This is a genomic window from Helicobacter cinaedi PAGU611 (genome assembly GCF_000284635.1).
GTDB classification, from domain to species: Bacteria; Campylobacterota; Campylobacteria; order Campylobacterales; family Helicobacteraceae; genus Helicobacter_C; species Helicobacter_C cinaedi.
Genome location: NC_017761.1, coordinates 1210928 through 1234763, shown reverse-complemented (window position 1 = coordinate 1234763; position 23836 = coordinate 1210928). Strand labels below are relative to the sequence as shown.

At 40.2% G+C, this 23836-nt stretch carries 25 protein-coding genes and 1 pseudogene; 9 read left to right on the top strand and 17 right to left on the bottom strand.

Features of this window, described 5'->3' with window-relative positions:
* Positions 1 to 4 precede the first annotated feature (4 nt).
* From HCN_RS06165 to HCN_RS06095, 17 genes and pseudogenes are all read right to left on the bottom strand, one after another.
* Positions 5 to 1297 (bottom strand): glutamate-1-semialdehyde 2,1-aminomutase, encoded by a 1293-nt coding sequence (locus HCN_RS06165; protein ID WP_014666901.1) that lies wholly within the window; start codon positions 1295 to 1297, stop codon positions 5 to 7.
* A gap of 277 nt (positions 1298 to 1574) precedes the next feature.
* Positions 1575 to 2615 (bottom strand): class I SAM-dependent methyltransferase, encoded by a 1041-nt coding sequence (locus HCN_RS06160; protein ID WP_014666900.1) that lies wholly within the window; start codon positions 2613 to 2615, stop codon positions 1575 to 1577.
* On the bottom strand, positions 2612 to 3385 hold the full coding sequence (locus HCN_RS06155) for an acylneuraminate cytidylyltransferase family protein (protein ID WP_081495231.1): 774 nt from the start codon (positions 3383 to 3385) through the stop codon (positions 2612 to 2614). The genes HCN_RS06160 and HCN_RS06155 overlap by 4 nt, the downstream gene beginning before the upstream one ends.
* 168 nt (positions 3386 to 3553) lie before the next feature.
* Complete coding sequence (locus tag HCN_RS11005) at positions 3554 to 5533, bottom strand: cytidylyltransferase domain-containing protein (RefSeq protein ID WP_081495230.1); 1980 nt, start codon at positions 5531 to 5533, stop codon at positions 3554 to 3556.
* A complete protein-coding gene (locus HCN_RS06140) occupies positions 5533 to 6609 on the bottom strand; it encodes a Gfo/Idh/MocA family oxidoreductase (RefSeq protein WP_041309525.1) in 1077 nt (358 codons plus the stop codon). Before HCN_RS06140 ends, HCN_RS11005 begins: the two co-directional genes overlap by 1 nt.
* On the bottom strand, positions 6603 to 7583 hold the full coding sequence (locus HCN_RS06135) for an SDR family oxidoreductase (RefSeq protein WP_014666896.1): 981 nt from the start codon (positions 7581 to 7583) through the stop codon (positions 6603 to 6605). Before HCN_RS06135 ends, HCN_RS06140 begins: the two co-directional genes overlap by 7 nt.
* Positions 7580 to 8134: an SDR family NAD(P)-dependent oxidoreductase gene (locus HCN_RS06130; RefSeq protein ID WP_014666895.1), complete on the bottom strand. Its 555-nt coding sequence runs from the start codon at positions 8132 to 8134 to the stop codon at positions 7580 to 7582. The genes HCN_RS06135 and HCN_RS06130 overlap by 4 nt, the downstream gene beginning before the upstream one ends.
* A 30-nt stretch (positions 8135 to 8164) precedes the next feature.
* Entirely contained in the window at positions 8165 to 8893 is a 729-nt protein-coding gene (locus tag HCN_RS06125) for an acylneuraminate cytidylyltransferase family protein (RefSeq protein ID WP_014666894.1), read from the bottom strand.
* A 57-nt stretch (positions 8894 to 8950) separates the two neighbouring features.
* Positions 8951 to 9694, bottom strand: a complete 744-nt coding sequence (locus HCN_RS11980; RefSeq protein WP_041309618.1) for an acylneuraminate cytidylyltransferase family protein — start codon at positions 9692 to 9694, stop codon at positions 8951 to 8953.
* 345 nt (positions 9695 to 10039) lie between these two features.
* Positions 10040 to 10654 (bottom strand): annotated as a pseudogene (locus HCN_RS11975) (Gfo/Idh/MocA family protein); the annotation flags it as partial.
* The gene (locus HCN_RS10720; RefSeq protein ID WP_014666892.1) at positions 10655 to 11527 is read right to left on the bottom strand and encodes an acylneuraminate cytidylyltransferase family protein; all 873 of its coding nucleotides are present in this window, start codon (positions 11525 to 11527) and stop codon (positions 10655 to 10657) included.
* Between the two features lie 100 nt (positions 11528 to 11627).
* Positions 11628 to 12260 (bottom strand): class I SAM-dependent methyltransferase, encoded by a 633-nt coding sequence (locus tag HCN_RS06110; protein ID WP_232501853.1) that lies wholly within the window; start codon positions 12258 to 12260, stop codon positions 11628 to 11630.
* Positions 12205 to 12417: a hypothetical protein gene (locus HCN_RS11970; RefSeq protein ID WP_232501852.1), complete on the bottom strand. Its 213-nt coding sequence runs from the start codon at positions 12415 to 12417 to the stop codon at positions 12205 to 12207. The genes HCN_RS06110 and HCN_RS11970 overlap by 56 nt, the downstream gene beginning before the upstream one ends.
* 20 nt (positions 12418 to 12437) lie before the next feature.
* Complete coding sequence (locus HCN_RS06105; protein ID WP_014666890.1) at positions 12438 to 13538, bottom strand: hypothetical protein; 1101 nt, start codon at positions 13536 to 13538, stop codon at positions 12438 to 12440.
* A gap of 76 nt (positions 13539 to 13614) precedes the next feature.
* A complete protein-coding gene (locus HCN_RS11965; RefSeq protein ID WP_014666889.1) occupies positions 13615 to 13806 on the bottom strand; it encodes a hypothetical protein in 192 nt (63 codons plus the stop codon).
* A gap of 182 nt (positions 13807 to 13988) precedes the next feature.
* Complete coding sequence (locus HCN_RS06100; protein WP_231998051.1) at positions 13989 to 14396, bottom strand: TylF/MycF family methyltransferase; 408 nt, start codon at positions 14394 to 14396, stop codon at positions 13989 to 13991.
* A gap of 155 nt (positions 14397 to 14551) precedes the next feature.
* Entirely contained in the window at positions 14552 to 15598 is a 1047-nt protein-coding gene (locus tag HCN_RS06095) for a nucleotidyltransferase family protein (protein WP_002956409.1), read from the bottom strand.
* A 217-nt stretch (positions 15599 to 15815) separates the two neighbouring features.
* On the opposite strand from HCN_RS06095, the gene HCN_RS06090 reads away from it, so the two are divergent.
* The 9 genes from HCN_RS06090 to lepA all read left to right on the top strand — a co-directional run bounded on the left by HCN_RS06090 (position 15816) and on the right by lepA (position 23813).
* On the top strand, positions 15816 to 17237 hold the full coding sequence (locus HCN_RS06090; RefSeq protein WP_014666888.1) for an aminotransferase class I/II-fold pyridoxal phosphate-dependent enzyme: 1422 nt from the start codon (positions 15816 to 15818) through the stop codon (positions 17235 to 17237).
* Positions 17237 to 17446: a hypothetical protein gene (locus tag HCN_RS06085; protein ID WP_014666887.1), complete on the top strand. Its 210-nt coding sequence runs from the start codon at positions 17237 to 17239 to the stop codon at positions 17444 to 17446. The genes HCN_RS06090 and HCN_RS06085 overlap by 1 nt, the downstream gene beginning before the upstream one ends.
* Before the next feature lie 47 nt (positions 17447 to 17493).
* Entirely contained in the window at positions 17494 to 18102 is a 609-nt protein-coding gene (locus tag HCN_RS06080; protein ID WP_002956412.1) for a class I SAM-dependent methyltransferase, read from the top strand.
* Positions 18103 to 18205: 103 nt separating this feature from the next.
* On the top strand, positions 18206 to 19072 hold the full coding sequence (locus HCN_RS06075) for a TIM barrel protein (protein WP_014666885.1): 867 nt from the start codon (positions 18206 to 18208) through the stop codon (positions 19070 to 19072).
* 73 nt (positions 19073 to 19145) lie between these two features.
* Positions 19146 to 20258 (top strand): N-acetyl sugar amidotransferase, encoded by a 1113-nt coding sequence (locus tag HCN_RS06070; protein WP_041309524.1) that lies wholly within the window; start codon positions 19146 to 19148, stop codon positions 20256 to 20258.
* A 23-nt stretch (positions 20259 to 20281) separates the two neighbouring features.
* Complete coding sequence (locus HCN_RS06065) at positions 20282 to 21163, top strand: class I SAM-dependent methyltransferase (protein ID WP_014666883.1); 882 nt, start codon at positions 20282 to 20284, stop codon at positions 21161 to 21163.
* A 3-nt stretch (positions 21164 to 21166) separates the two neighbouring features.
* Positions 21167 to 21292, top strand: a complete 126-nt coding sequence (locus tag HCN_RS12385) for a hypothetical protein (RefSeq protein WP_268903735.1) — start codon at positions 21167 to 21169, stop codon at positions 21290 to 21292.
* Positions 21293 to 21331: 39 nt separating this feature from the next.
* Complete coding sequence (locus HCN_RS06060) at positions 21332 to 21934, top strand: class I SAM-dependent methyltransferase (protein WP_081495228.1); 603 nt, start codon at positions 21332 to 21334, stop codon at positions 21932 to 21934.
* A 61-nt stretch (positions 21935 to 21995) separates the two neighbouring features.
* On the top strand, positions 21996 to 23813 hold the full coding sequence (gene lepA, locus HCN_RS06055) for a translation elongation factor 4 (protein ID WP_014666881.1): 1818 nt from the start codon (positions 21996 to 21998) through the stop codon (positions 23811 to 23813).
* Positions 23814 to 23836: the final 23 nt, after the last annotated feature.

Genomic DNA, 23836 nt, shown 5'->3' with positions numbered 1-23836 from the left:
TCCTTTAGTTGTATTTTCTAAACACAGGCTTCACTACATCGCCTACAAGGTAGTTTGCCACGCCATTTTGCAATGCCTTTTTATACACTTCAAGGCTCTTTGCCACTGCCTCTAATGTGTAATCAAGCTCCTTTTGCTTATGAGCATAACTCATCGCAATACAAGGGAATAGAATCTTATGTTTAATCATCTCTTGTAAAAAGAGTGTGCGGAATGCTAGGCTAGATTCTCCTTTTTCATCAAAGGTAAGGATATAGGGCTGACATTCCACGCCTGTGGCGACAAAATGTTTCTCAATCCCCAAATCTTTAGCGATTTGATTGATACCGCTGACAAGTTTTCGCCCATAATCCCATAGATAATCAACGACATTGTTTTCTTTTAAGATTCTATATGTTTCTATAAACGCACCAAGTGGGGACATCTCTGCCCCGTGTGTGGTAGAGAGTAAAAATACCCGCTCACTTCCGCTAAATTCAATACTGCCTAATTGCATAATCTCCCTTTTTCCAGCCACTGCTGCCACTGAAAAGCCATTTGCCAATGCTTTGCCAAAGGTGCATAAATCAGGTGTTACACCATAATAATGCTGCGCACCCTTAATATGCCACCTAAAGCCTGTAATCATTTCATCTAAAATCATCACCGTCCCATTTTTATTGCAAAGCTCACGGACATTCTGCAAGAAGTTATCCCTTGGGTGTTCTAAATTTGAAGGTTCTAAAATCACACAGGCAATTTTGTCTTTATACTTATCAAAAAGGGCTTCAAGTGAGGCTATGTCATTGTAGTGGAATACAAGCGTGTCATCTTGTATGTTTTGTGGGATACCGCGTTTGACTTCTGTGCTACCGATAAACCAATCATCATAGCTAAAAAATGGATGCTCTAAACATCGTGCGATGAGCGTTCTGTCCGTGTAGGCACGAGAGAGTTTGACTGCTGCACTTGTAGCGGTGCTGCCGTTTTTGGTAAATTTCACCATATCTACTGAATCTATTGCAGAAATCAGCGTTTGAGCGGCTTCTAGCTCTATGAGTGAAGGGCGTGTGAGATTATTGCCATTTTCAATCTGCCTTATAGCAGCGGCATTTACACGCTCATCAGCATAGCCGATACATACCGCCCTTAAAGCCATACCATAGTCTAAAAATTCATTTTCATTTTCATCATAGATATACGCCCCCTTGCCGCGTTTGAGAATCTGCGGTGCGTTGCTAGGGTATTGATCGTATCCGCGTGAATATGTATGGGCGCCACCGGGAATGGCTTTGAGTAATTGCTCTTGATAGTTCATTTTAAATTCTCCTTTTTAGCCTCCAGCTTTGAGCGATAAAGCCGCGATTGCTTCATCTTGCTTCACTGCGATGTATGTTTAATACATCTCATTCGCAAAACGCAGCTTTCTCATCTCAAATCTTGGAAGGCTGGTTTGTGTGTCTTGTTTGAGCCGTTTTTATGTCGGCTTGTCTTTTGCGACTTGCTTTGTCGCCTCGCTTTGTGGCTCGTCTTTTGCGTGGCTGAAACCGCTTTGTTTCTCTCTACATTTTTACGCCTTTCTTTATGGGATTAAGCTATTTTGTCGCTTCTAAAACCCCCCAATTCATTAGCATACCTGCGGATATTTGCAGTCTTGTGGGGTTACACCTAGCGTTGTCTTTGCGGTTAAAATCGCTGATTCTACGCTCACAAGCGGCGTCATTACCGCTTAGGTAACTCTTTGCTTGTTCGCTTGAAAGCAGCGATTTTTCCTCGCAAATACTTCCGCTTGGGGTTATCTTGCTTGAATCATTCTCCTCCGCTTCAGTCCCCTGCGGGGGGGGGGCACTCATATTTTCATCGCTCTTTGTCTCTCCTACAAACGCACCGCCAAAGTTTTCATCTACTTGGATAAGATGAGAATCTTGTAACACTTTCACACTATATGTGGCAATGCCTCTGTGTGTCGTGCGTGGGAAGTCAATCTCTGGCATAAAGGGGTGGATAGTAAAAGCATTGTAGTTTTGTAATATGCCTTGCATTGTAGGGAGGCTAAAGGTCGTGTATCGCCCCCAAATTCCAGCCTTGCCAGATTCTCTTGTCAAGTCTTTAAAATCACAGACTATATCCACATCAAATTCTGTATTAAAAAGACTAGAAGCATAGAGTTTGCCCTTTGGCTTTAAGATACGATGCACTTCGTTGATAATGGGCTGCAGGGCTTTTTCATTGAATATTAAAAACACTCCCCAACAAAACACCAAATCAAAGCTAGAATCTTGCAAAGGTAAATCCCTTAAATCCCCTTGTATAAATTCCATTCTATCTTTAGATTCAGCATTTATCTCTTTTGCTAATTCTAATCCATCTTCATTATAATCCAAAAGCACAAAACTCGCATTAGGAAAAAAGCTAGATAGATGATAGCTTAAAGTCCCACCACCACAAGCTAAATCTGCAATTCTATAAGGAGCACTCTCATCTAACTCCCCTTTGTTTATAGAATCTATAAGCAAAGATTCTAAAGCTTTTTGCTGTTCTGTTTTATTGATAGATTTAGCAAAGTAGTTTTTTGTGCTTTGCTTATCCATTTGTGCGGCTGATAGGTAGCTATCTTGTGTAATTTTATGTTTCATAATCTCTCCTTGTATCGTTCTGCCATAGCTTCCACCATAGCAAAGTCATCAATATCATCAACCTCCAAACTCTGCCATTTAGGCATTTCAAAGCCAAGTGTGAGATGATGATAAAAGCCCTTATGCTCTAGCAATGCCTTTGTGCTACTGATATACAAACTGCCTTCAAAAAAATACACAGGCTTAATCTCTTGCCGCCGCAAGGGCTTAAAGTCCATATTTTCATACGGGCGGATAAAGCCATTTTCTAGCCGGACTAAAAAGGCTGGGTTGCTCCCCTCTGTGAGCGATATACCGACTATTGATTGTGCTTGTGCTTGAGACTTTTCAGCCTTTTTAGATTCTTTGGGCGGCTTATGAGCTAAGAGCATTTGTATGGCTCTGTCTATGTCGCTTATATTTTTAGAGCCATTTTTCACCCTCAAAGGACTCGTAGGCTCTAGTAGCACGATATAATCAAAGCTTTTTCCCAAAGATTCTTTGTAGAATCTAATACAATGCTCTAACACATCAAAAGTAGTCGTTGTATCACTACTTAAAGATTCTGGACGCAAAAATGGCACATTTGCCCCATAAGATTTAGCAATATCCGCATACACACTAGAATCTGTGCTAACTACCACTTCATCAATATAAGCAGAATCTAACGCAGATTCTATACTCCACGCTAAAAGTGGTTTCCCACATAAAAGCTTTATATTTTTATCAGGCAATCCCTTACTTCCACTCCTTGCAGGAATAATGGCTAGAAATGTATGTCCTTGATACATTATGCAGCCCATTTGCTAGAATCTATGATATTTCTAGCATTACCCCATAAAGAGATAGAATCAAAGTAGCATAGGCTAGGGGATTCTAAGGCGGTGCGTGAGCTTTTTGAAATTTGGGATTGTGTCTTGAATCCATTTGGGAATTGAGAAAGATATTTGTAGGGCGATTCATTTATCGCCCCCCCCCCCCATTATATTTTCATCGCTATTGTGCCTAGCGTTGTCTTTTTGGCTAGAATCGGCGATTCTGTGTTCGCCAACTGCGGCACTTACGCCGAGTAAGCTTCTTGTTGTCTTACTTGAAAACGCCGATTCTATTTCAAAAATACTTCCGCTTGGGATTGTTGTGCTTGTTTGTGTGAAATTATTCTCTCCCGCTTCAGCTCCTAAAGCCCTGCGGGGGGCGGCTACTATATCTCTACCTAAATGCCTACTTTGAGATTCAATATTTTCTAAAAGTGATAAAATCTCATAATCCCGTGCTAGTGAGTTGGGGAAAAGGGTGGGGTTATTTTGCCTTATGGCTTCAAGGAATGTTTTCATCTCTTCAATATATGGCTCTTCGGGGTTTATGTATTGTGCTTCAATAGTGCCCGTATCAAAGTGTATATGCTCCCAATCACTCATATCAGCGTTTATAAAGCTTAGAATATTTGAATCTTGAGTGTATTTGATAATGCCCTTGCTCCCTAAGATTCTAAGCTCTCTTGTAGCCTTTGGAGCAGAAATCACTTCAATGCTAAGGTTTAGTAACGCTCCGCTTGTGAATTGCAAAAGGCAGTGATACATATCATCAATAGGGGCGTTCATATCGGTAAGCTTCCCATACATTCCGCCTATGGCACTCACTTTGCCAAAGATAGCACAAAGCCAAGTAAGCTCAAAAGGCACAATCTCTCGTCCCCCTCCCGTATCCGTGCGGCTCACATAGTAATCCCCTATATCCTCCCACGGATGCCAATCAGGTAGATACTGCCCGGTGTGGTAGTTGATGTTTAGAATCTTGCCTATGGTTTGATTTTCCACTAAGCGTTTAATGTGCTTTACCATCGGTGTGTGATACATCGTGCTGCTAGGCAGTATGAGCGTGTTTTGATTCTCCCTTTGAGAGAGGGCTAAGATTCTTTCTTTTTCCACGACAGAGGCTTCTATAAAGCAGTGGATATTGTTTTTTGCGGCAATTTCAGCGTATTGCATATGGATATGTGGCGGTGTGGAATTGATAAAAATCTCTATTTTGTGGCTTTGCATAGCAGATTCTAAAGTATCAAATGTGCTTATGCTGTATTTTTGCTCTGCTTCCTTGCGTCTGTCTTCACGCACATCAAAGCCTAAGATTCTATCCTTTAGCCCTAGTGCGATTAAGTTTCGCACGCGTCTTTTTCCCATTGAGCCTAGCCCAATAACTAAGATTTTGTTTTCCATTGTTTTCTCCTTGTGTTGAATTGGATAAAAGTGTTTCATCATCGCCTCTATACAGATAAAGTCGCATAAGTCATCAACCTCGTAGCATTGATGGGGCAAGATGGTGTAAAAGGTGCAGTTTTGCGTGTAGAATGTCTGCTCTTGCAAAAGGGCGGTAGTTTTAGCAATATAGGCTACGCCATAGGGGAAGTAAAGGGTTTCATTATCCTGTCTTCGTGTAGTTTTGGGGAGGCTAGGCATAAAGGTATGGAGGCGATTATTTGTGATTTTCTTTAAAATGGCGGGGTGTTCTTTGACTTCGCCAATACTTGAGATAGAATCTGCTTTTTCTGCGATGAGCTTTTCTATCATTTTGTCTATGTCGCCTTTTTCTCTCAAAGGACTCGTAGGCTCTAGTAGCACCACATAATCAAACTCTTTCCCTAAAGATTCTTTGTAGAATCTAATACAATGCTCTAACACATCAAAAGTAGTCGTTGTATCACTACTTAAAGATTCTGGACGCAAAAATGGCACATTTGCCCCATAAGATTTAGCAATATCCGCATACACACTAGAATCTGTGCTAACTACCACTTCATCAATATAAGCAGAATCTAACGCAGATTCTATACTCCACGCTAAAAGTGGTTTCCCACATAAAAGCTTTATATTTTTATCAGGCAATCCCTTACTTCCACTCCTTGCAGGAATAATGGCTAGAAATGTATGTCCTTGATACATTATGCCACCTCCGCAAAAGAGAGATGAGCCACAGGGGCAAAAGAATGAGTGGAGATGAAACAATCAACAAAAGTAAAAGAATGGGATACAAAAAGGCTTTGATAAAAAGTAGGGGCAAAAAAGGTAGGAGAATCTACAAAAGAATTTAGTCTATCCCCCCCCCCAGCTAAATTGCCTACTTTTTCAAGTTTAGCTTTTATTTGGCTTAAGATATCCATCGCTTCTAAGGTGCTTTGGTAGTCAAAAGATTCGCCCTCCATAAGGGCTACAAAATGTCCCATTGCGCGTCTAAACGCACTGAAATTATCGCTTAGTGTAATGGTATAGCGATTTTTATCTGTTGTGATAGTAAGGGTGCAGGGCTGAAAAGAGGCATTGATATTATTAAGCTGGATATGAAAGCTCTGCGTTTGTATCAAAGCACTCACGCAAAAATCTAGCCTCATCACTTCAATATGCGTAGCTTTAAAGGGGGTGAGTCCCATAATGGCATCTATCAAATGGATAAAATATCTATCCCACGCAGAGCCAATACTTGCTTCAACAAAGCGTATAGATTCCCCATCTTCTTTTATGGCTTTGCGGATAGAATCTAGCTCCCTAGCATATCGCATACCTGAGCAAGACATAAGCCTATTTTGCTCTAAGAATGGTGTAAAATAAGCTATATCCTGCATATTAAGGCTTAAAGGTTTGTCAATAAAAACAAACTTATGAGATTCTAAAAATGGCTTTGCCATTGCTTTGTGATTTTGCCAATCATCACGCGCGAGAATCACTCCATCAATGGGGGCTAGAGCTAATTCTTCAAGTGAATTTACAATATATGGAATCTTACACGCACGGGAGAGATTTTCACTCACTTGCTTATCTTGTGTGTAAAGATGGGTGATAGCCACATCATTGCGGTTAAGAAAATCCTGCTTATCGCATTTTAAGAGATAGTTATAAATCACGCTCCAATCACTTTTTTGCATTGCTTGTTTGTCATAGCCATTAATAATGGCAGAAAAAGAGTAGGGGTGTCCATTCCCCTCACTTAAGCCGATTAAGCCAAGTTTTATTTGCTTTACCATTCTTTCCACCCTCCATCAACGCAGATATTTTGTGCGGTAATAAATTTGCCTAAATCACTTGCAAGGAGCATAACCGCACCCTTTAAGTCATCAGGCTCACCTATGCGATTAAGCATAGCTTTGCTTGAGAGATTTTGCATAAATTCTTCATCATCATTTGTGAATCCATAAGGAAACGCTCCGGGGCTAATGCTATTTACTCTAATGCCATAGGGGCTTAAAAAACTAGCCAAATATTTGCTAAATTGTATGACTCCAGCTTTTGCTGCACCATAGCTTGGTGGATTTGTGTAGCAGTTGCGATTGTAGATTCTATAATCAGGTGCTATATGCCCATACATAGAAGCAATATTGATGATGCAACCCTTGCTTTGCTTAAGTATGGGTATAAAGGCTTTGATGAGATAAAATACACCATTTAAGCAATGCTCCATATCAAAAAGCCAATCCTCTTTATCTATGCTTTCTAAGGTATTTTTCTTTCTTTGGGCGGCATTGCTGATAAGAATATCAAGCTCTCCAAACTCCTGCTCTATGGTATTTGCTAGAGATTCTATACTTTTAGTATCTGTAATATCCACCACTTCGCCTATGGCTTTAATACCAAAAGTATCTTGCAAATATTTCGCACTCTCCTCACATTTTGTTTTATTGCGACTAGCCACAATGACATTTGCACCAAGCTCAGCCACACATTCGCTCATAGACATTCCTAGATACCCCCCCCCCCCGCTGTAATCAAAGCGGTTTTGCCTTTCAAGTTTGCTAATTCCTTGAGTGTTTTCATCTAAAATCCTTTCTAATTTGTGATTGCCAATACCTTTAAGCCACTCCACTCCCTCCAAATCTCGGAAGAGCGGCACCCGCCATTTAATCCAGTAAAATCCCCCGCCGACAGAAGATTTATCTATGTTGAGTAGATAATCCACCATATCAAAGCAGATGTTTGGCTCTAAAGTCGCATTAGGGCTCATTTCTGAACGCACAGGTCCGGGGATAGGAGATTAAGCTTAATATTTGTATCTTTTAGCTCTTTGCTTAAAGTTACACTTAGGGTGTTAAACAGGGCTTTGCTCCCACTATATATGCCAAAGTTTTCCGCACAATTCAGTGGCGCACCGCTTGTTACATTGATGATTCTGCCAAAGTTGCGTTTTTTCATTATGGGCAAAAAGTGGTTGATAATCATCATAGGAGCTTTTGCATTGAGTGTTAGGGCATAGTCTAAATCCTGCATATTGAGTGATTCTAGTGGAGTTTGGGGCTGGTTTGTCCCTGCACAATTAATGATATATAGCACTTCATTGTAGCGTTGTGTAATAGAATCTAGTGTGTGCTTTAGGTCTGTAAGTGAAGCAAGGTTAGATTCTATAATCTCTACATTGGCGTTATTGCCAAAGGATTCTTGCATTTTTTTCTTGCGTCTTGCTAGGGCTAGGATATGGAATCTTTGGGAAAGATAATGTGCAAGAGCATTGCCCACGCCACTACTTGCCCCAGTGATTAAAAGATAAGGTTTTTTCATTGCATTCCTTTTCATTGTAGATTTCTCACTCTAAAGGCTTGATAAAGGCTTTTCTGGGTAGCCCATTTCAAGGAGCTTTTCAATAATGACAAATTCAAAGAGTGTATCAATATCAAGGCATTCATAGGGCGTGATATAGGGGTAGGTTTTGCCTAAAAAGGCGGATTTAGAATCTTTTTCCTTTTGAAGAACGGCATTGCTAAAGCCATAGAGAATCCCATCACATTGATAGGCTTTTGGTTGGGATTGGCGAGGCATCCACGCCACAGAGCCTTCAATATAAGGGCTTATGGTGTTGTTATTGATTTGAAACATTCGTCCGGGCGATATGTGTGATGGCATAAGAGTAGCGATACTATCATACTCCCCACTCTCATCACCATTTCTTAGAATCTCCATACATTGCACAATATCACTTTTTCTACGCAAGGGCGAAGTTGCCTCAAGTATATAGATATACTCTATTGTTTCCCCGCTAGATTCTAGCTCTTGCACAGCGTGGCGGATAGAATCCATAGCCAAGGCAGTATCTGTGGCTAATGCTTTTGGGCGATCAATAACTTCTGCACCATATTCAAGGCTTACGCGTTTGATATGAGAATCATCAGTGGATACAATGATTTTGTCAAAAGCAGGGATTTGTTTTATAAAATTAATCGTGTGAGCAATGAGAGGTTTGCCACAGATGGGCTTGATATTTTTACCTATAATACCTTTGCTTCCGCCTCGTGCGGGGATAATAGCGAGATTTTTTATCATATAGCCTCCTTTATGGAGGCTATATGGGAGATTATATCTCGCGCAAAAATATTTACTCTATCCCCCCCCCCCCGTTAGATTTAACTTGTTTGCCTTATTTAGCATAAATTCTACAAATTCGAAATCAAGTGGCGTGTCAATATCTACGCTTCTAGATTCTGGCATTACAAAAAGCCCTGTGTTCGGTGTAAAGACACTCTCATTACTAAGCAGTGCTTCACGCTTCCAAATATAAATGCTGGCATTCATATCATAGCATTTTGGTGAATCTTGTCGGCGTAAAATAGGCGTGGTTGGGGTTTTGCTTAAAGCTACTTGTTGTTTGCCATTGTTTTCAAATATTTCTACAAGATTAAAATAAGGGCTTTTTCGTGCTGGGGCGGCTGTGATTAAAATATCATTATCATCACGCACAAATTGACTATAAGCTTGTGTAATATCGCTCACAAGTCGCAAAGGGCTTGTCGCATCAAGGTCAAACACAACATCATAATGCGTTTGAAAATGCTCTTCACTTCTTAAAAGTGCATCGCGTATGGCAGGGAGCTTCCCAGCAGTATCACTTGCTAGTTCCTTATCTCTTAGAAAAAACACTTCTGCTCCCCATTCCTTGCCGACTTTGGCTATCTCTTTAGAATCTGTGCTAAGCACAATATGTGTAAAGAGACTGCTTTGCAGGGCTTGGAGAATAGTATAAGCGATAAGGGGCTTTCCGGCAATGGGCGTGATATTTTTATTTTTCACACCTTTGCTTCCGCCTCTAGCACCGATGACACAGAGAATCTTTTGATGTGGTTTCATATTTTTTATCCTTGTGAGAGTTTGCATTAGGGGGAGAGATTCTTCTAAGGTAGGGAGAATCTGAGCTTTGGATTTAAGAGAATCTAAAAGTTTTTTTGGGATTTTTGTATGTGAAAAATCTGCTGAATCTAGCACACTTTGATGCATTATCGCAAAAAGCTCATTGCGTTCAAATGCGGCGTTTAAATGCTCTGTATTGCCTTGTGTGTCGGTAATGCTAAGGGAATTTACGATTAAATCAAGCTCTATGCTTTGGCTTGGCGTGTGGATTCTTAGCAGTCGTTTTGGATTTTTGCTAAAGTAGTCAAGGTTTAGCTGAATAAGGGTATTTTGCTCTGTCTTACCTATAAGCATAAGTGTATCATCGCTTGAAATCTCAAGCTCCGAAATCTTGCCATTAAAGCCTACAAGGCTTTCATCTTGGAAGCTCCCAAAAAGCCATTGTATATAGTCAAGCTCGTGGCTCAAATCAAGCAAAACGCCACCACCCTGCGTTTTATCCGCACTATATACTTGACGATAATTCACATCTTTACGCCAAGATGGCAGATATGAGCCACAAGCTACTTCCACTGCATAGGGAACAGAATCTTGCAGGATTGTTTTAAGCTGCTTTAAGAGTGGGTGAAGTCTTAGGCAAAATCCCACTACGATTGTATTTTGCCCACTCGGGGTAAAGCTGTGGGCAGATTCAAAAAGGGGCTTTTCTACAAAGATTTTTTTATGCTTGACTTTAGAATCTAGATAGCTCAAATGGGCTAGATGACAGGCGGTAGGAGAGGCGATAATATAGTAGTCAAAAGCGTGGATATTGGGCAGAGATTCTAGGTTAGGGTAGGCGTTTGGGAGATTTTGGGAGCTAATGAGCGTGATGTTTGTGTGTGTGAAATATTCTTGTAAAACTTGTGCGTGGCGTTTGCCAATAGAGCCATAGCCGATGATAAGAATCTTAAGCGACATTTAGGCTGCCTCCATTGAGACTGCTTTTGGTGAGTCTATCTCTAGGGTGGATAAAAATGTGCGGTGTGATAATGCTGTGATAAAAGGCGTGGGGAGAATATAAAGAATTTTTGGCTTTAGTTGTGTATTGCCCCCCCCCCCGTTAATATTCTCTCTTATATGTGAAGCCAAAAACTCAGCAAATGCAAAATCAAGGGCAGAATCTATGTCGCTTGAGTAGAGATTGTCCATTTTATAGGCAATGGTTTGGGGCGTGAGAAAACTTTTGTTTGCAAGTAGGGATTCAGTTTTAGCGATGAAAATCGTACCATTTAGGCGGTAGTATTGTGGCAAGTCTTGGGAGTGTATCTCTCGCACAGACTTAGGAATAAAATCATTCATATTTTCATTTTCTGGCAGGGTGTTGCTCCATAATGGTGGGTGTTCGCATTTACACACAGAGATAAGAGAATCTACCTCTTTTGTGATAATTTTTTTACACGCTTCATCTATATGCCAAGTTTGTCTCAAGGGGCTAGTGGGCTGAAGTAGCACCACATAATCAAACTCTTTCCCTAAAGATTCTTTGTAGAATCTAATACAATGCTCTAACACATCAAAAGTAGTCGTTGTATCACTACTTAAAGATTCTGGACGCAAAAATGGCACATTTGCCCCATAAGATTTAGCAATATCCGCATACACACTAGAATCTGTGCTAACTACCACTTCATCAATATAAGCAGAATCTAACGCAGATTCTATACTCCACGCTAAAAGTGGTTTCCCACATAAAAGCTTTATATTTTTATCAGGCAGTCTTTTACTCCCACTCCTTGCTGGGATAATGGAGAGAAAGCGAGAATGAGAATGTGCTAGTGTAAGTGTTGCCATATAAAATTGCTATCTCTAGCTTAAGATTCTAAGCGAGAGTTGCCACCCCTTGTAAAATCTATAAATCCTTTGTAAAACAGGGGCGGATTATAGCAAAGAATTATAAATGTTTATTTTTTAGCTCAAAGGTTTTGCTATGTGTGTGGCTAAAAGGTGCAAAAGGCTCTAAAATGCTATTCTCTTGGACTTGTAGTAAAAGAGCATAGGTATAAAATCGCTCTGGCATAGTTGTCGTGTAGGTATCAGTCGCACCATCTTTTCTCTCCAAGAAAAAGCGGGATTGCAGGATTTTAACCTTGCGTTTTTGTAGCTCATTTAAAAGCAAAGGAGTGTCTGTAAAGTAGTTTGGGTGGTTATTTTTCCTTGCACCAATCTCTGCTACAAGTGCCATTTCATCGGATTCTAAATAATTGTTATTTTTGCCTGTGATAAGGGCTATACCGCCGGTTTTAAGACGGGATAGAATCTCAAAAATTGTGATATGCTGAAAACACGCATCAAACACGCCATAGCAAAATATACCATCAAATTTTTGCTTTTCAAAGGGGATAGAATCATTTGGGAGAAGTTTTTGGGCTTGTGCGTTGGGATAGTGTGAAAGCATATAGTCAATGCAGGATTGTGCGATGTCGCAGCCATAATACAAGCAGTTGAGCTTTTCAAAATATGGATATGACCTACCAAAACCGCAGCCATAGTCTAAAATCGTGTATTGCCCCCCCCCCCAGTTCATTTTTAAGAGAATCTGTTAGGAGGGCGATATAGCCTTCCATTACAGAATCATCAGCCATTTTGTCTTCGTTGTTGGTGTTAGTATTTGAATCTTCAACGCGTTTAAGCCAATAGTTAATGTAATTATCCCAATAAGCTTGTCTGTCTTGCTCGTTCATCGTTTATCCTTTAGGTGAGATTATGCATTATTGAGTGTGGTTTTGCTCTGTGTGTTTGTGGCTTTATCCCACACGATGAGTTCCGTTACACCGGCATTTGTGTTGCTTGCTACGCCTATTTTTTCTATTGCTTGTGGGGGGATTGTGTTTCTATCAAAAGTGTAAGTCCAGTGATAAGGCTGATAGAAATCAAAATTATCGTGGAAGTATTGTCCTTGCGTTGTTTTTATGGCAAGGAATGGCTGGGGACCAAAGATATTAGAATCTGTTTGTATATGAAGCTTATTGTGTGAAAAGTCATATTCTAAACGCAGATTTAGTGGCTTTTTATCAAGCTTTAGGACAGCTCTCATTGCTACATCGGCTTTTTCATACTTGAAATGCACCTGCGGGTAGGCAAGGGAAGCGTTTTTAATCATATCGCGTAGGAGATTGACTTCAAAGCTCATATCGCGGTAATCGTGGCAGTCAAAGGCTAAAATCACATCATCATTTGTTTTTAAGGCTCTTTGAAACGCATCATTAACATCATCTTGTGTAATACAGCGAAGCCTCGCATACATATTAAGACATCGTGCTATATAGCGTCTGCAAGAACCCTTTACCTGATAGTCATCGTGGCTTGGGTGATAGACTTCCCATTCTGTTGTAGCTCGTCTCCAATCGCCAAAGCGTCCATCGCCACAATCGGGCTGATTAGTATCTAAGCCCTTTGTAGATTGATTGGCATAATCAAAGGGTATCCATTGCTCTAAGAAAAAATGGCTATCAGGTCGCTCTGTGTGGAATCCGGGGCGGAAAGTAGAGGGAAAAAAGTGTCTATCAATCAATCTGCGAGAGAGAATCTCAGTAATATTACTTCCCCAAAATCGTGTGCCACTAGCGTGATAATCGGCTATGAAAGGCAGAGGGTGATAATGAAAGCTTAAATGATCATAATCTGTAACACTTTTTAACCCCGCATAATGATCAAAGATGTTGTGATAGCCTGCATCGCGTCTGCGTGGATTGTAGCCATCAAATCCCGTGTGGTCCATACAAAACCAATTATATATCCAGCCTCCACCAAAAGAATCTAGCAGGACATTGCGAAATGCCGGAGCAGTAATAGATTCTAACATAACATCAATTTGCTCCCAAGAGCCGTGCGAATGTAAAAGATGAGGGTCTAAAAAAGTTTGTATGGCTTCTTTTGCTTTAGAATCTAGTGTTGCCCCCCCCCCCAGCTAAATGTGAAAAATCGCCTTTTTGTAATGCTAAAATCTCATCTTGTGAGCTTACTTTAATCTTAAAAGTGCTTTGAAGTAGCTCACAAATAGCCTGTGTGCTTTGATAGAGTGGTCCTTCTGTATCTATGCAATGCACGACATATACGATTGGTTTTTTCATAACAACTCCCTAAAAATCAAAATACAAAATGTGAATCTAAGTCATATTTCAAGCCCGTGATAAATCACAAAGGCTTTACAAAAAAAGATGGGGCGTGAGCAAAGGGAAGCTTTTGTAACTGGATATTTTTCCCTTTAATAAAATCTTCCACCGCCTTTTCTTCACCCGGAAAACAAGGATAATCATCTAGCATTATTATCCCCCCCCCCCGTTACTCGCTCATAAAGATTTTCCAAAATCGTAACGCAAGGCTCATACACATCAACATCAATATGCAGGAGCGAGATTCTAAGCTCGGGGTGGTCTTTGCAGTATTGCGGCACGGTTTGATTGATATCGCCTTTGACAAGCTCATAGTTTTTCACATCTTTAGCCTTTAAGGCAGTGTGCATCTCATCTATACTTATACTCTCCCCACCAGAAGCATCAATAAAGTCTTGTAGAATCTGCTTATCCTCTTCAAAGTTTGTAGGTGGGAACATACCAAAAATATCAAAGCCAATCAGCTTTCTTGAGTAAGGATTCTCCACCACATCTCTAAATCCAGCCATTTGGAAAAACGACTTACCTCTAAAGATTCCACACTCCACTATATCGCCCGGAATCCCTATGGTCTTTTTGTATATCTCATAGTGTGAGAGAAGTTTGCCAAATCTAAAAGCATCAACTTGTTTATGGTATTCGTTTTCGTGGAAGTAGTAGTCATCTTATCGGTAATTCGTGCTCATAAAAAACTCCTTTGGGTTTATGTTGTGTATTCGCTATTAGCTCTTTCGTATTCCTCGTGGCGACCGATGTCAATCCAATAGTCAGTGATTAAATACGAGTGGGAATTATAGTGTGCTTGGCTAAAAATAAGATTAAATAAGCTAGGCATATCAAAAAAGCAATCCTTGGGGATAAGGGGCAGAATCTGCGGCTCTAGCACATAGATTCCCGCACTCACAAGGAAACTTTGCGTGGGCTTTTCTATGATGTTAAGAATCTTGCTCTCCTCGCATTCTACCACGCCATAAGGCACTTGATAGCTATACTCTCTCACACCCATTGTAGCGTGTGAGCCACGCTCATTATGAAACTCTAGCATTGCTTGAAAGCTTATATCGCTTAAAATATCGCCATTCATCACAAAAAACGGCTTTTCTCCTATGTTGTCAATCAGGCTTAATGCCCCGGCTGTGCCTAGAGCTTTCTCTTCCTTGACATAGCGGATAGATAATCCAAACTTGCTCCCATCGCCAAAAAAATCTTCAATGATATGTGATTTGTAATTCACACAAAGAATAATATTACTAAAGCCTTGAGCCTTAAATCGCTCTAAAATGATTTGTAAAATCGGCTTTGAGCCGACTTTAAGCATAGGCTTTGGGATAGAATCTGTCAAAGGTCTAAGACGCTTCCCCAAGCCCCCTGCCATAATCACAATGGGATTATCAAAAATTGGCGTTCTTAGCAAGGAAGCAATAGATTCTATCCGCACGATTTTGCCATTCTCATCTAAAAGCGGAATCTCATAAATATTATATCGTGCTGAAAGCCCAATAAGCTTTTGTTTAGAATCTTTGATACTTGCGGTAATGGGGGACTTTTGCATAATAGATTCCACAGGGCTTTGCAGACTTAAACCCTTAAGCAATCCCCTGCGTATATCTGGGTCAGTCAAAATACCTAAAAACTTGCCATTTCTATCATTGACAACAAGTAGTCTTACACCATCATAAGTGCCAAAAATCTTTAGCGCATCTTGAATGCTTGTGTCTAAAAAAACGGATAATTGTTTGATGTTTTGCATAGTTTTTGAATATGTCCTTAAGAGTGAAATTAAGATACGAAAAGTCAAATTTTCATAACTAACACAATGCCTATTTTTAGGTTTTGGAGGCACATTCTAGCAAAAACAAACTGAATTTATCTTAAGAAAAAATGCCTTGTCTATCGCAAACAAACTTCATATTTAGTTATGAAAATTTGACTTTTCATAACTTGCCAATGCTCTCAAGGAGAAATAGTTGAATAGTAAAGTGGGAAGTTTAGGATTGAGCGAGTTTTGCATTGATTATGAGGCGAGTATTTTTACGGCAATGTCTTGTATCAATCAAAATACAATGGGCGTTGCGTTTGTGGTGGATTCTGCTATGAAGTTACAAGGTGTGATAAGCGATGGGGATATACGCAGGGGATTGCTTAAGGGCTTAAGTCTGCAAAGTCCTGCTAAATCCATTATACAAAAAGAATATTATTACACGCTACAAAATGATGTGATTGATAATGCGAAATTAGCGGAGTTTAGGCTCATTCCCATTGTGGATACATCGCATATTTTGGTGGATTATTATTCAAGTAAAAAAAGATTCTATCCTGTGGCAACACCGAGTTTGCACGGCAATGAGCTAAATTATCTCTTAGATGCCTTTCTTAGTTCGTGGATTTCAAGTAGTGGGCGTTATATTACGCAGTTTGAGGAGGCATTTGCTTCATATTGTGGAGTGGGACAGGGGGTGAGTGTGTTTAATGGCACGGTGGCTTTGCACTTAGCACTCCATTCTCTTGGAATTAAGCAAGGCGATGAAGTTATCGTGCCTGATTTGACTTTTGCTGCTACGATTAATGCTGTTTTGTTGGCTGGTGCTACGCCTGTAATTGTAGATATTGAGGAAGATTCTTGGTGTATTTCTCCACAAGCCATAGAGTCTGCTATTACGCCAAAAACAAGGGCAATTATCCCTGTACATTTATATGGGCAAGTATGCGATATGGAAGCGATTATGAATTGTGCTAAAAAGTATAAACTTTATGTGATTGAGGATTGTGCAGAGGCTCACGGAGCGGAGTTTAATGACAAAAAGGTGGGGAGCTTTGGCGATGTGGGGTGCTTTTCATTTTTTGGGAATAAGGTCATTACCACAGGGGAAGGTGGAATGTGCGTGTGTAATGACAAGGCGTTGAGTGAGAAAATGAGAATCTTGCGTGATCACGGAATGGATAAGCACAAGCGATATTGGCATAGCGAAGTTGGCTTTAATTATCGTATGACAAATATTCAAGCCGCACTAGGACTAGCACAGCTTGAACGCATTGATGAGATTTTATATCATCGCACACGATATGAGGAGCAGTATAAGCAGATTCTAGGCTCATTGATTATCCCTCAAGCTCATTTGCCAAAACGAAAGAAAATCACTTGGTTGGCGAGTTTTTTATTTCGCGGTGAGAATAAAGATGCGTTTATACAGGAGTTAAAGAAAAATGGTATTGATTCACGAAATTTTTTCTATCCATTAAGTGATATGCCCCTGTATGCAAAATATGCAAAGCCCACACCGGTAGCACATAAGATTTCTAAACTTGGCTTTAATTTGCCAACTTATGAATCGCTAAGAAGCCTTGAGGATATTAGCTCAAGCATTCAATCAATTTTAAAGGAGTTTTGATGATACAGAGTTGTTACTTATGCGGAAGTGATAAAAGGAGCAGGATTCATAATGGTGTGCGTGATGATAAGAGCATTGGCGTATGGGAATGCTTGGAATGTGGGCTTGTGTATTTGGATTCACATAAGACGAATGAAGCGTTTTATAAAGAAGGCAAAATGCACGATGAACGCATACAAATGCTTGTCGGGGGGGGGGGGGAAACCTAGCTGCTAATGATGAAGATGCAAAAAGGAGATATGAATTTGTGAAAAATATGATTGCTTGTAAGGAGATTTGCGACTTTGGAAGCGGATATGGGGGATTTTTGACTCTAGCAAAAGAAGCGGCAGATTCTGTATGTGGTGTGGAGCTAGAATCTCAAGTAGCCCCCGTGTATGAGAGAGAGCAGATTCCACTTTATGTAAGCATAGAGGATACGCATAAGAACTTTGATGTGATTACAAGTTTTCATTGTTTGGAGCATTTAGCAAATCCCATTGAGTTCCTTAAGACTTTTAAACGACACTTGAAAAAAGGTGGCAAGATTATCCTTGAAGTGCCAAATGCGAATGACGCCCTGCTTAGAATCTATAAGAGTGAGGCGTTTGCTGATTTTACATATTGGAGTGCGCATTTGTATTTATTTACGCCTCATACACTTGAGAAGTTGGCTAAATTGGCAGGATTGAAAGTGGAGTTTATTAAATGTGTGCAGAGATACTCTCTTTCAAATCATCTCTACTGGCTCTCCCACAATAAACCAGCTGGGCATAAGGTGTGGGGTGAGTTTTTGGATAATGAGTTACTCAAGTGTGCGTATGAGCAGACTTTAGCATCTCTTGGGGCGAGTGATACGCTTTTTGCGTTGCTTAGTGCGGAGTAGAATCTGTATTGAATATTTTTACGAGTGAATCTTGATTTATGTTTGTTTATTTTTTAAGGGGAAGGCTTATGTTTGATTTGAAGTAAGAGTAAAGGGGTAAAAGATGATTTATGTATCAAGTTCTTGTATCAAGGCTCAATACATTAAGCAAAGTGTAAAAACACTTGCAGAGAGTGGATTTGGCTGTATTGAGCTTTCTGGTGGTAGTGAGTATTATCCGCAAATTCTAGAAGATTTACTGGAATTGAAAGAAAAATATAATTTGCAATTTGCGTGTCATAATTATTTTCCCCCGCCTAAAAATGGTGATTTTGTCATTAATCTTGCGAGTTTGGATTCTGCTGTGTTTGAGCGTTCGTTGGAGCATTTGCATACAGCTTTGGAGTATAGTCATAAGCTTGGAAGTGCTCATTTTGGCTTTCACGCTGGATTCTTTTTGCCACTGCATTCAAATGAACTGGGTGCTTTGGAGCTAAGAAATAAACATAGAATCTATAATAAACATAAGGCGATAGAGCAGTTTATCAAGGGCTATAAGCTATTAGATAGTAGTGCCAAAAGGCTTGGGATTACCCTGTATATTGAAAATAATGTTATTTCTACTGCGTATGCCAACAAGTATGGCACTTGGGATTTGGCTATGCTACTTTGCTTGGAGGATTTGCTTAAACTTCAAGATTCTATTGATTGTAAATTATTACTTGATGTGGGGCATTTGAAAGTGAGTGCTTATACAATGGATAGGGATTTTATGAGTGAGTTAAAAGGCTGTGCTAGGGTGGCGGATTATATCCATTTGAGCGATAATAATAGTTTAAGTGATGAAAATAAGTACATCAGTATGGAGAGTGAGTTTTTGCCCACCCTTGTTTCTTTTCATCATAGTCAAAAAATTTATACATTAGAAGTGTATAGTGGCTTAGATTCTCTTAGAAAAAGCTATGAAGTAGCTAAGGCAATATTTGGGTAGTTGAGCAATTTTTAACAAAAAAAACGCAAAGTGTGATATAATTTTTGCCTATCTTAATTTTAAAGGAGTGCAAATGAAGTATTGCAAGAAGTGTGTAATGCCTGATACGCGACCGGGTATTACATTTGATAGTGATGGCGTGTGTATGCCGTGTAAAAATCACGAGCGTAAGCAAAAGGTGGATTATGAAGCACGATTTGAGGAGCTTAAAAAGCTATGCGATAAGTATCGTGGGTGTAATGGAGATTCTTGGGATTGTGCGATTGCTGTGAGTGGTGGGAAAGATTCACACTTTCAAACCTATATGATGAAAGAAGTAATGGGTATGAATCCTATTTTGTTTTCAGTGGAAGATAATTTTTCTATGACTGAAGCAGGTAGGCATAATTTACGCAATATTTCCGAAGCCTTTGGCTGTCATCTTATAACGCTAAAGCCGGATTTGCGGACACAAAAAGCCCTTATGCGTAAGACTTTTGAAAAATATGGGAAGCCCACTTGGTTTATAGATAGGCTAATATATACTTATCCTATCCATATGGCGTTGAAGTTTAATACACCATTGCTTGTGTATGGCGAGAATGTAAGCTATGAATATGGTGGTGGCGATAGTGAAGAGACATATAGTGCGAGAGAAATTTTAAGCAATGGTGTGGCAAGTGATATACCATTAGAAGAACTTATTGATGAAAATCTTTCAAAAAAAGACCTTGAATTAACTATTGCCCCCCCCCCCACTGCTTTTAGTAAGCTAGACCCTATTTATCTTTCTTATTTTATTCCTTGGAATTCCTATTCAAACTATATTTTTGCTAAATCCCGCGGCTTCCATGACTTGGTTGGAGAATGGGATAGGACAATGTGTGCGGAGAGCTTTGATCAGGTAGATTCTGTGGCATATCTTGTTCACGCGTGGATGAAATATCCTAAATTTGGACACGCCTGTGCAACTGACTATGCGGCGAGATTTATCCGCTATGGAATGATGAGTCGCGATGAGGCAGTGGAGATTGTCAAGCAAAGGGATCATAATCTTGATGCAAAAGCGGTAGAAGATTTTTGCAAATTCACGGGATATAGAGAGAGTGAGTTTTGGAAGATTTTAGATGGATTCTACAATCGTGATATTTTCACAAAAGATAGCTTTGGGCGTTGGGTGTTAAAAAACCCTGTATGGGAATCTTAAAAAACAAACAAAAGGATCAAATTATGGAAAACAATAAAGTAATGCCTAGCACTTTATGTGCGGGGGGGGGGGGGGATAACTCCTTAAATAGCCATCTCTCAAGCAGCGATGCGGAAGTATCTTTAGGCAATTTTAAGGGTTGTGAAGATTCTTGTGCGAGAAGCTACCTAAGCGGTAGTGAGCAAGCACAAGAAGCAAACTCCCTTAAAAGTGCCAAAGAGACAACGCAAAGTTTAGATTCCAAAGCAGCTTATAACGAAAAATACGCTAAGGGCTATGGTGTTAGATACCCTGAAGGGCATATTATACGCTTTTATGAGCGGATTTTAAAATATGAGTTGGGACTGACTTCGGGGAAAGTATTTGACTTTGGTTGTGGGAATGGCACACACGCTGAATATTTTCAAAGCAAGGGCTTTAGAGTTTATGGTGTGGATATTATCAAAGAGGCAATAACTCAAGCTCAAGGCATTATGGGACAAAGGGCAAAGCTTATAGAGCCAAATCAAAGCGTGGCTAACTTATTTGATACTCAATTTGATGTGGTTTTTGCTAATCAAAGCTTGTATTACTTAGATAATGCAAACTTAAGGCGGCAGGTTGATGAGCTATATTCTATGACTAGAAAAGGTGGAATCTGCTTTTTTACGATGATGAGTAGGCAAAATGGCTATGGTAAATGTATCACTAAAGAGCTTGAAAATGGGCTAAGTGAAGTAACTTTAAGCGGTAGGCTAAATGAGCGGACTTATATTAGGTTTGTGAATGATGAAAGTGAGCTAAAGATTATCTTTGCTCCTTTTAAAACCTTGTATATTGGCGAGTATAGGGCATTTGACTTGTATGAGCCATATAATAGCGAGGGAAGTTCGCATCATTATATGTTTATAGGACAAAAGGAGTAAAAAATGTCAGTAGAGACAAAGCGAACTCACGATGAGTTTTATGCGAGTGAAAGCCATAAGGACAATGTTAAAGAAAGCTTTAAATACATAGCAAATGTAGTGCTAGAATCTTGCGGGGGGGGGGGGTGAAATACTAAAAAGCCTTCATCTCAAAATTTCCCTAAAAGTATTTTAGATATTGGCTGTTCAAATGGGGATTTTCTTTACTATCTAAGTGAGATTTTCCCTGAATCTCAACTTTTTGGGATTGATATTTTGCCAAGTTTGCTTGAAAAGACAAGGGCAGATTTTCAATCACGCAATAAGCCTATACCAACCTTATGGCAGGGGGATATAGCAAGTGGAAAGGGGTTACCAAAACAACAATTTGATGTTGTGTTTTTAAATGGTGTCATAGGGATCTTTGATGATTTAAGCAAGCCTTTGGAGCATTTCTGTTCCCTTATTGCCCCAAATGGTAGGGGGTATATTTGGGCTGGTTTCAACCCCTATCCGCTTGATGTATTTATCAAAGCTCGTGCCACTAAGAGTGAGCATTTAGAATCTGGCTGGAATATGCATAGTAGGGAAACAGCACTGCAATTATGCGATAAGCTTGGATTTGAGGGTGTGTTTCATAATGACTTTGAAATAGGTATTGATTTACCTAGGAGGAATGATGATTATTTGCGTTCTTGGACGATTAGGCTTGAAAATGGCAAGAGAGCAATTATTAATGGGCTTGGGCTTTTGCATTACTTTTCCTTACTTGAGATAAGGCGCAGAGGCTAATATAGACAAAGTGCCTTGAGTGTGCTACAATCACGCCTTAGATTCTACACAAAGGCACGAAATGAATCCGCAAAATGCTTTTCAGCAGCAATATATTCGTAATTTTTCCATCATCGCTCATATTGATCACGGCAAATCCACACTTGCAGATAGGCTTATCCAAGAGTGTGGGGCGGTGAGTGAGCGGGAGATGACCGCACAGATTATGGATACAATGGATATTGAAAAAGAACGCGGTATCACGATAAAAGCACAATCCGTGCGTCTTAGCTACCCCTACAAGGGACAAACTTATATTTTAAATCTCATTGATACCCCCGGACATGTGGATTTTAGCTATGAGGTTTCTCGCTCTCTTAGCTCGTGTGAGGGGGCATTGCTCGTGGTTGATGCAAGTCAAGGCGTGGAGGCACAAACAATCGCAAATGTTTATATCGCTATGGAAAATAACCTTGAGATTATCCCTGTGATTAATAAAATTGACCTGCCTGCTGCCGATCCACTCAAAGTGGCTGAAGATATAGAATCTACCATAGGGCTTGACTGCACGGAGGCGTTGAAAGTAAGTGCAAAAAGTGGGGAAGGCATTACAGCATTAATAGAATCTATTATTGAGAAAATCCCCGCTCCACAAGGCGATAGCAACGCTCCTACAAAAGCTTTAATCTATGATTCGTGGTTTGATAACTATCTTGGTGCTTTAGCACTCGTGCGACTTGTGAATGGGGAGCTTAGAGTAGGGCAGGAAGTGCAGGTAATGAGCAGTGGGAAAAAGTATGAGGTGTTGGCGTTGTATTATCCCCACCCGGTGCAAAAGATTCAAACACAGAATATCGCTTGTGGCGAGATTGGCATTCTCTCACTTGGGTTAAAAAGCCTTACAGATATGGCAGTTGGCGATACGATTACAGATGCGAAGAATCCCACACAAGAGCCCATAGAGGGCTTCCGTCCGGCAAAGCCCTTTGTATTTGCGGGAATCTATCCCATTGAGACAGATAAGTTTGAGGAGTTACGCGACGCGTTAAATAAGTTGAAGCTTAATGATTCTGCTTTGAGTTTTGAGCCGGAAACGAGCGTGGCATTAGGCTTTGGATTCCGCGTTGGCTTTTTGGGGCTTTTGCATATGGAAGTGGTGAAAGAGCGTTTGGAGCGGGAGTTTGGGCTAAGTCTTATTGCCACTGCCCCCACGGTGGTGTATGAAGTCTATCTTACTGATGGCTCTATGGTAGCGGTGCAAAATCCCAGCGAGTTGCCTGAAGTGCAAAAGATAGAATCTATAAAAGAGCCGTATGTCCGGGCGAGTATCATCACACCTAGCGAGTATTTGGGGAATATCATCACACTGCTTTCAAATCGCCGCGGGATTCAAGAAAAGATGGATTATCTTACCCAAAGTCGTGTAATGCTTGTGTATGCGCTGCCGAGCAATGAGATTGTGATGGATTTTTATGATAAGCTAAAGTCTTGCACGAAGGGCTATGCGAGTTTTGACTATGAGCCTATTGAGTATAGGGAGGGCGATTTGGTGCGGCTTGATATACGCGTGGCAGGGGAAGTTATAGATGCGTTGTCAATCATTGTAGATAAGTCAAAAAGCTATGAAAAAGGCAGAGCATTAGTAGAATCTATGAAAGAGATTGTGCCGCGGCAGCTTTTTGAAGTGGCGATTCAAGCCAGTGTTGGCAATAAGATTATCGCAAGAGAGACGATTAAATCAATGGGTAAGAATGTAACGGCAAAGTGCTATGGCGGGGATATAACGCGTAAAAGAAAACTGCTAGAAAAGCAAAAAGAGGGTAAAAAGCGTATGAAAGCTATCGGCAAGGTTGAGTTACCACAGGAAGCATTTTTAGCTGTGCTAAAAATTGATGAATAAGCAATAAAAAAAGATATGCTATG

Excerpts from the sequence above, each read along its gene's own strand:
- HCN_RS06165 (WP_014666901.1), bottom strand. The coding sequence starts at position 1,297 with ATGAACTATCAAGAGCAATTACTCAAAGCCATTCCCGGTGGCGCCCAT.
- HCN_RS06160 (WP_014666900.1), bottom strand. The coding sequence starts at position 2,615 with ATGAAACATAAAATTACACAAGATAGCTACCTATCAGCCGCACAAATG.
- HCN_RS06155 (WP_081495231.1), bottom strand. The coding sequence starts at position 3,385 with ATGTATCAAGGACATACATTTCTAGCCATTATTCCTGCAAGGAGTGGA.
- HCN_RS11005 (WP_081495230.1), bottom strand. The coding sequence starts at position 5,533 with ATGTATCAAGGACATACATTTCTAGCCATTATTCCTGCAAGGAGTGGA.
- HCN_RS06140 (WP_041309525.1), bottom strand. The coding sequence starts at position 6,609 with ATGGTAAAGCAAATAAAACTTGGCTTAATCGGCTTAAGTGAGGGGAAT.
- HCN_RS06135 (WP_014666896.1), bottom strand. The coding sequence starts at position 7,583 with ATGAGCCCTAATGCGACTTTAGAGCCAAACATCTGCTTTGATATGGTG.
- HCN_RS06130 (WP_014666895.1), bottom strand. The coding sequence starts at position 8,134 with ATGAAAAAACCTTATCTTTTAATCACTGGGGCAAGTAGTGGCGTGGGC.
- HCN_RS06125 (WP_014666894.1), bottom strand. The coding sequence starts at position 8,893 with ATGATAAAAAATCTCGCTATTATCCCCGCACGAGGCGGAAGCAAAGGT.
- HCN_RS11980 (WP_041309618.1), bottom strand. The coding sequence starts at position 9,694 with ATGAAACCACATCAAAAGATTCTCTGTGTCATCGGTGCTAGAGGCGGA.
- HCN_RS10720 (WP_014666892.1), bottom strand. The coding sequence starts at position 11,527 with ATGGCAACACTTACACTAGCACATTCTCATTCTCGCTTTCTCTCCATT.
- HCN_RS06110 (WP_232501853.1), bottom strand. The coding sequence starts at position 12,260 with ATGAACTGGGGGGGGGGGCAATACACGATTTTAGACTATGGCTGCGGT.
- HCN_RS11970 (WP_232501852.1), bottom strand. The coding sequence starts at position 12,417 with ATGAACGAGCAAGACAGACAAGCTTATTGGGATAATTACATTAACTAT.
- HCN_RS06105 (WP_014666890.1), bottom strand. The coding sequence starts at position 13,538 with ATGTTAGAATCTATTACTGCTCCGGCATTTCGCAATGTCCTGCTAGAT.
- HCN_RS11965 (WP_014666889.1), bottom strand. The coding sequence starts at position 13,806 with ATGAAAAAACCAATCGTATATGTCGTGCATTGCATAGATACAGAAGGA.
- HCN_RS06095 (WP_002956409.1), bottom strand. The coding sequence starts at position 15,598 with ATGCAAAACATCAAACAATTATCCGTTTTTTTAGACACAAGCATTCAA.
- HCN_RS06085 (WP_014666887.1), top strand. The coding sequence starts at position 17,237 with ATGATACAGAGTTGTTACTTATGCGGAAGTGATAAAAGGAGCAGGATT.
- HCN_RS06080 (WP_002956412.1), top strand. The coding sequence starts at position 17,494 with ATGATTGCTTGTAAGGAGATTTGCGACTTTGGAAGCGGATATGGGGGA.
- HCN_RS06075 (WP_014666885.1), top strand. The coding sequence starts at position 18,206 with ATGATTTATGTATCAAGTTCTTGTATCAAGGCTCAATACATTAAGCAA.
- HCN_RS06070 (WP_041309524.1), top strand. The coding sequence starts at position 19,146 with ATGAAGTATTGCAAGAAGTGTGTAATGCCTGATACGCGACCGGGTATT.
- HCN_RS06065 (WP_014666883.1), top strand. The coding sequence starts at position 20,282 with ATGGAAAACAATAAAGTAATGCCTAGCACTTTATGTGCGGGGGGGGGG.
- HCN_RS12385 (WP_268903735.1), top strand. The coding sequence starts at position 21,167 with ATGTCAGTAGAGACAAAGCGAACTCACGATGAGTTTTATGCGAGTGAA.
- lepA (WP_014666881.1), top strand. The coding sequence starts at position 21,996 with ATGAATCCGCAAAATGCTTTTCAGCAGCAATATATTCGTAATTTTTCC.